This is a genomic window from Demequina sp., assembly GCF_016278775.1.
Lineage (GTDB): Bacteria > Actinomycetota > Actinomycetes > Actinomycetales > Demequinaceae > Demequina.
Genome location: NZ_JADQBF010000025.1, coordinates 1 through 5,138 on the forward strand (window position 1 = coordinate 1; position 5,138 = coordinate 5,138).

Sequence of the window (5,138 nt, forward strand, 5' to 3'; positions counted from 1 at the left end):
ACGTCGTTGTTGGCCACAGATTGCCTTTCCAAGCCCCTCACGCGGCCCGGTTCGGCTCGCGTCCTACCTCGGTCCATTCTACGCGCTCTGAGTGGCTCTCTCGGGCCATTCAGGGGGTTTGTGGACAATGCCGTCCGATGTGGGTTTTCGGGGGCACGGGCGTCAGTGGCGTTGTGCGGCGCTGAAAGGTGTCAAGGCGGGACCTTTCGGGCATGGCCACCCCGTGCTCGTTCCCTCGCCTCCCGTGCAGGGCCGGCTCTTGCGGGACTAACCGTACGTGTCGCGCGGGCCACGTCCCTTCACGCGGCGCGGACCCTTCACCCAGTGTCGGTCGCTCGGCCCAATGAACCGCAACTGCTTCACAATCTCGCGGCCGAACTCCTCGTTCAGTCGATGGCGCACCTGACCCGACATGAGTTGCATCTGGGTGGCCCAGGCGCTCGAGGATGCCCGCAGCAGTAGCACCCCCTCCTCGAAGCTGACCGGCTCGCAGTGGTCGGCGATCTGGTCGCCAATGACCTCGCGCCACCGAGCCGTCACCGCGGCCACCTCGATGTTCTCCGTCCATCCCATGCGCCGCAGCAGCGCGGTGACGTTGTCGTTCATGGCGCGCGGGTCGCGGCCAGCTCCGAAGGGCAGGGGCGAGCCACCGCCAGAGGCCTCCTTCTTGGCCTCCTTGCGCCTGCGCGCCGTCTGCGGAGAGATGCGGGCCGCGCCCCTCTCGCGTGCCGACGCCCGGGCCCGTTCCATGGCCTCGCGGGCCTGGGCCGCAGCGTCCTTGTGGGGCTCTGGCTCGGCCGTCGAGTCGCCATCGGTGTTCATTCGGTCACCTTGTCATTCGCCTCGGCAATATGCCCGGGTGTGACGAGTAGGAGCCGGTGGCCGCCTGGGTGCTCGCGAAGTTGGTCGGGTACGTCCTCGGGAACGGCGGCGGTGATGAGCACCTGGCCCGCGCGGGCGACGCGGCCGGCGAGGGCCGCGCGGCGCCCGGTGTCCAGTTCCGCGAACACGTCGTCGAGTATGAGCACGGGTTCGCCGTCGTCGCCGTCGTCTGACAGCAGCGCAAAGGAGCCCAGACGCAACGAGAGCGCGCACGACCAACTCTCACCGTGACTCGCGTAGCCCTTCGCTGGCAAGTCGCCGATGCGGATGTCGAGGTCATCGCGGTGAGGCCCCACGAGGCACACGCCGCGCTCGATTTCTTGAGAACGCCTTTCGGTCATAGTCGCGAGGAGCGCGGCACCGATGTCTGACGTGGGCGTCGCCGACGTGGGCGCTCCTGCCTCGTTGCTGGGTTCAGCTTGGTCCGCTGCGACCTTGACCGCCGTCGAGTACGCGATCGAGCACGTTCCTTCGCCCGGCGCCACGTCGGCGTACGCCCGCTCCACGTGCGGAGCGAGGCTCTCGATTGCCGCCAGGCGGGCATGAACGATGCGGGCACCGAGGTCGGCGAGTTTCTCGTCCCAGATGTCGAGCGTGGAGTGGTCGAAGCGCGGTTTGCCGCGAGCGGATTTCAACAGCGATGAGCGCTGGCGCAGTACCCGGTCGTAGTCCGTGAGGTCGCCGGTAAGGGGCGGCTGCAGCGCCACACACAACTCATCCATGAAGGTCCGCCGCGTGCCCGGATCCCCCTTCACCAAGGCCAGGTCTTCTGGAGCGAAAACCACCGTGCGGAGAATGCCGGTAAGGTCGCGCGGCTTCGCGTTGCCCCGATTGAGCCGCGCCTGATTTGCCTTGCCCGGCACCATCGTGACTTCGAGGGTCAGTGCTCGTTCCCCACGTTGCACCCTGCCGGAGACAATCGCCCTGGCCGCACCCGACCGGAGCATCGGCGCGTCGGTGGCGACCCGATGAGACGACAGTGTGGACAGGTAGCGGACGGCCTCAACGACATTGGTCTTGCCGTGGCCATTGCGACCCACGAGCGTGGTTACTCCAGGTCCGAGTTCGACCTGGACGGCTTCGTAGGAGCGGAAGTCGGTGAGCTGAAGGTGCGTGATGCGCATCGATCGCTAGCCAGCGATACGGATGGGCACCAAGAGGTAGCGGAACTCCGAGGCGATGGTGCCGCCTGGCTTGTCGAGCCCAACAAAGTCCACCGGCTTGGTGTCCTGGGTGAAGCCGAGTCGCACATACGGGGCGCCGAGCGCGCTCAAGCCATCGAGCAGGTAGCCGGGGTTGAAGGCGACGGTGATGTCGCCACCCTCGACGGTGGCCTCGATGGCCTCCGACGCTTGGGCGTCGTCGCTGTGACCAGCGTCAAGAACGACCTCGCCCTCTGAGAAGGCGAGCCGCACAGCAGCATTGCGTTCGGCGACAAGCGCGACACGACGCGTCGCCTCGATGAGTTCCGTGGTGGATACCACCGCCGTGATCGAGGAGGAGTCGGGGAACAGACGCCGAACTTGGGGGTACTCGCCGTCCATCAACAGTGAAGTGGTGACGAGGCCTCCGGCGCTGAAGCCGATGAGATCGACACCCTGACCGGAGCTGAGCGCGAGCTGAACCTCGCCAGAACCGAGCGACTTCGCGGTGTCCGTCAGGGTCTTGGCGCGCACCAGTGCGATCGCTGAGATGTCTGGCGTACCTGGCTTCCACGTGAGTTCGCGTAACGCCAAGCGGTAACGGTCGGTGGCGAGTAAGGAGATGCGTTCACCTTCGATCTCCATGCGCACACCGGTGAGGATTGGCAGGGTCTCGTCGCGCGACGCCGCGGACTGGACCTGCTGCGCGGCCGCCAACAGTTCTGCACCGTCGACGGTCCCTGATGTGTCGGGCATCGTGGGAAGTGCTGGGTACTGATCGACTGGCATGGTCGCGAGCGAGAAGCGCGAGGCACCACAAATGACGGACACCTTGGATCCCTCGAGTTCGAATCTCACAGGCTTGTGGGGTAGCGCGTTAGAGATCTCACGCAACAGCCGCCCGGACACCAGCACGGAGCCGCCATCCTCGACATCGGCCGCGAATTCTCCGCAAGCCGAGACCTCATAGTCAAAGCTCGAAAGCTTGACGGTGCCGGCTCCATCGGCCTCGATGAGAACTCCGGCGAGCACAGGCACAGGGGGGCGATGCGGCACGGCACGCGCGGTCCACGCGACAGCGTCGTTCAGCACATCCCGATCTACGGAAAACTTCATCGATCTCCCCTTTCGGATCACAGACTACGCCACAGGACTGACGCGTCTAGTCCAGGAGTGTCAAGCATTGGGCGGGTCCTATGAAGGCCCTTGTGTACAAGTAGTAGAGGTAGATACGTAGTGGTTGTAGGGGGCTGGGAAACTGTGGAGAAACGGTGAGCTTCCTGCTATCGACGGCGATCGTCCGGTGCACGGAACGTGGACGTCTCCCTTAGCTGCTGAGGATGGCCTGTGAGGGAATGTCTGTCGTTCACAGGTAGCCGTCGTTCGTGCACAGGCTATCCCTTGTGGATGGAGGCGCGTCCCGAGGATATTCACAGGTTTATCCACAAGTGTGAGTCATAGTTCTGGGGGCGCCCAAAGAGGACAAAAGGTAATGGTGCTAACCGCGCGACTGCTGCTTGATGCGCGCGTGGATCTCGTTGACCTGGTTGTACATCTGGCGCCGCTGCGCGATCTGGTCCTCGACCTTCTTCACGGCGTACATCACCGTGGTGTGGTCCTTGCCGCCAAAGTGCTCGCCGATCTTGGGTAGAGAGAGGTCCGTCAGCTGCCGACACAGATACATGGCGATCTGCCTGGCGGTCACGAACACCCGTGAGCGCGACGTGCCCGTGAGCTCCTCCATGGTGATGCCGAAGTACTCCGCGGTCTTGCCGATGATGCTGGACGCGGTGATCTCTGAGTCGTCGTCGCTGATGAGGTCCTTGAGCACCACTTGCGCGAGGGAGAGATCCACCTGCTGCTTGTTGAGGGCGGCGAAGGCGGTGACACGGATGAGCGCACCCTCAAGCTCACGGATGTTGCTCGTGATGTTGGACGCGATGTACTCGAGAACGTCGGGCGGGGCCTGGACGTCGTCCGCTTGCGCCTTCTTGCGAAGGATGGCGATGCGGGTCTCGAGGTCAGGCGGCTGAACGTCTGTCATCAGGCCCCACTCGAAGCGGGTGCGCATGCGCTCCTCGATGCCGTTGAGGTTGCGGGGCGACACGTCGGATGTGATGACGACGTGCTTGCCTGCATTGTGAAGCGCGTTGAAGGTGTGGAAGAACTCCTCGAGAGTCTGTTCCTTACCCTGCAAGAACTGGATGTCGTCCACGAGGAGCACGTCCACCTCGCGGTAGGTGCGCTTGAAACTCAGCGAGCGGTCATCGCGGATCGAGTTGATGAAGTCGTTCGTGAACTCTTCTGAGTTCACGTACCGCACCCGCGTCTGTGGTTTGATCTGGCGCGTGTAGTGGCCGATCGCATGGAGCAGGTGCGTCTTGCCCAGCCCCGAGTCTCCGTAGATGAACAGCGGGTTGTACGTCTTGCCGGGGCTCTCGGCGACTGCCAATGCAGCCGCGTGAGCAAACCGGTTGGAAGAGCCGGGCACAAAAGTGTCGAAGGTATAGCGCGGATTCAGATGCGGATCCTCGACGGCAGGCGTGGCGGCCGCGGCCGAAGGTCGACGCTCACGCGACTGTTGGGCGGGCTCCTCGTCAGGAAGCGCAGGCGGAGTGATCGATGCGTCGACAGTGACGGCGATGCGAATCTCTTGGTCGAGGACCTCGCTCAACGCCTCGGTGATCGGCGCGCGCAACGTCGACTCGATGTAGCTCTTGGTGAACTCCTCCGAGACGGCGAGGAACACGTTGTCCTCGACAACGGCCAGTGGCTTGATGAGGCGCAAGAAGGAGCGCTGCTGCGCCGAGGTGGAATCGTCGGAGTACAGTCGGCTGACGGCGCGAGACCATACATTTTCGATGTTGCTCGCGGACTCGTCCTTTGCCACGCGGTACTCCCCTTTCCACAGTGTTGTACACAGCCCGTGAGGACCGCGTTACCTGTTCGTCATTTTGGTGTTGCGGCGTGTCGTACAGCCGTAAGGAGTGCTGATGAGGGAGCCTATACCGTTTGGGCGGATGGTCCAACGGTGGGACAGAGATTTGACCGGCGCGCTGGCAGCGCGTAACGTAAGTGCGCTATTTGACCATCCCTAACAGTCGTGGAGTTTCC

At 63.7% G+C, this 5,138-nt stretch carries 4 protein-coding genes; all 4 read right to left on the reverse strand.

Translation table 11 applies throughout. The annotated features are described in order from the left end of the window. Positions 1-267: 267 nt before the first annotated feature. The gene (locus QZZ33_RS04010; RefSeq protein WP_291378348.1) at positions 268-822 is read right to left on the reverse strand and encodes a DciA family protein; all 555 of its coding nucleotides are present in this window, start codon (positions 820-822) and stop codon (positions 268-270) included. Continuing rightward, a complete protein-coding gene (gene recF, locus QZZ33_RS04015) occupies positions 819-2,006 on the reverse strand; it encodes a DNA replication/repair protein RecF (RefSeq protein WP_291378349.1) in 1,188 nt (395 codons plus the stop codon). Before recF ends, QZZ33_RS04010 begins: the two co-directional genes overlap by 4 nt. A 6-nt stretch (positions 2,007-2,012) precedes the next feature. Next, a complete protein-coding gene (gene dnaN, locus QZZ33_RS04020; protein WP_291378350.1) occupies positions 2,013-3,140 on the reverse strand; it encodes a DNA polymerase III subunit beta in 1,128 nt (375 codons plus the stop codon). 382 nt (positions 3,141-3,522) lie between these two features. After that, on the reverse strand, positions 3,523-4,887 hold the full coding sequence (gene dnaA, locus QZZ33_RS04025) for a chromosomal replication initiator protein DnaA (RefSeq protein ID WP_291378351.1): 1,365 nt from the start codon (positions 4,885-4,887) through the stop codon (positions 3,523-3,525). Between the last annotated feature and the right edge of the window lie 251 nt (positions 4,888-5,138).

Bases quoted from the DNA above. Each gene is read 5' to 3' on its own strand.
- QZZ33_RS04010 (WP_291378348.1), bottom strand. From the start codon at position 822: ATGAACACCGATGGCGACTCGACGGCCGAGCCAGAGCCCCACAAGGAC.
- recF (WP_291378349.1), bottom strand. From the start codon at position 2,006: ATGCGCATCACGCACCTTCAGCTCACCGACTTCCGCTCCTACGAAGCC.
- dnaN (WP_291378350.1), bottom strand. From the start codon at position 3,140: ATGAAGTTTTCCGTAGATCGGGATGTGCTGAACGACGCTGTCGCGTGG.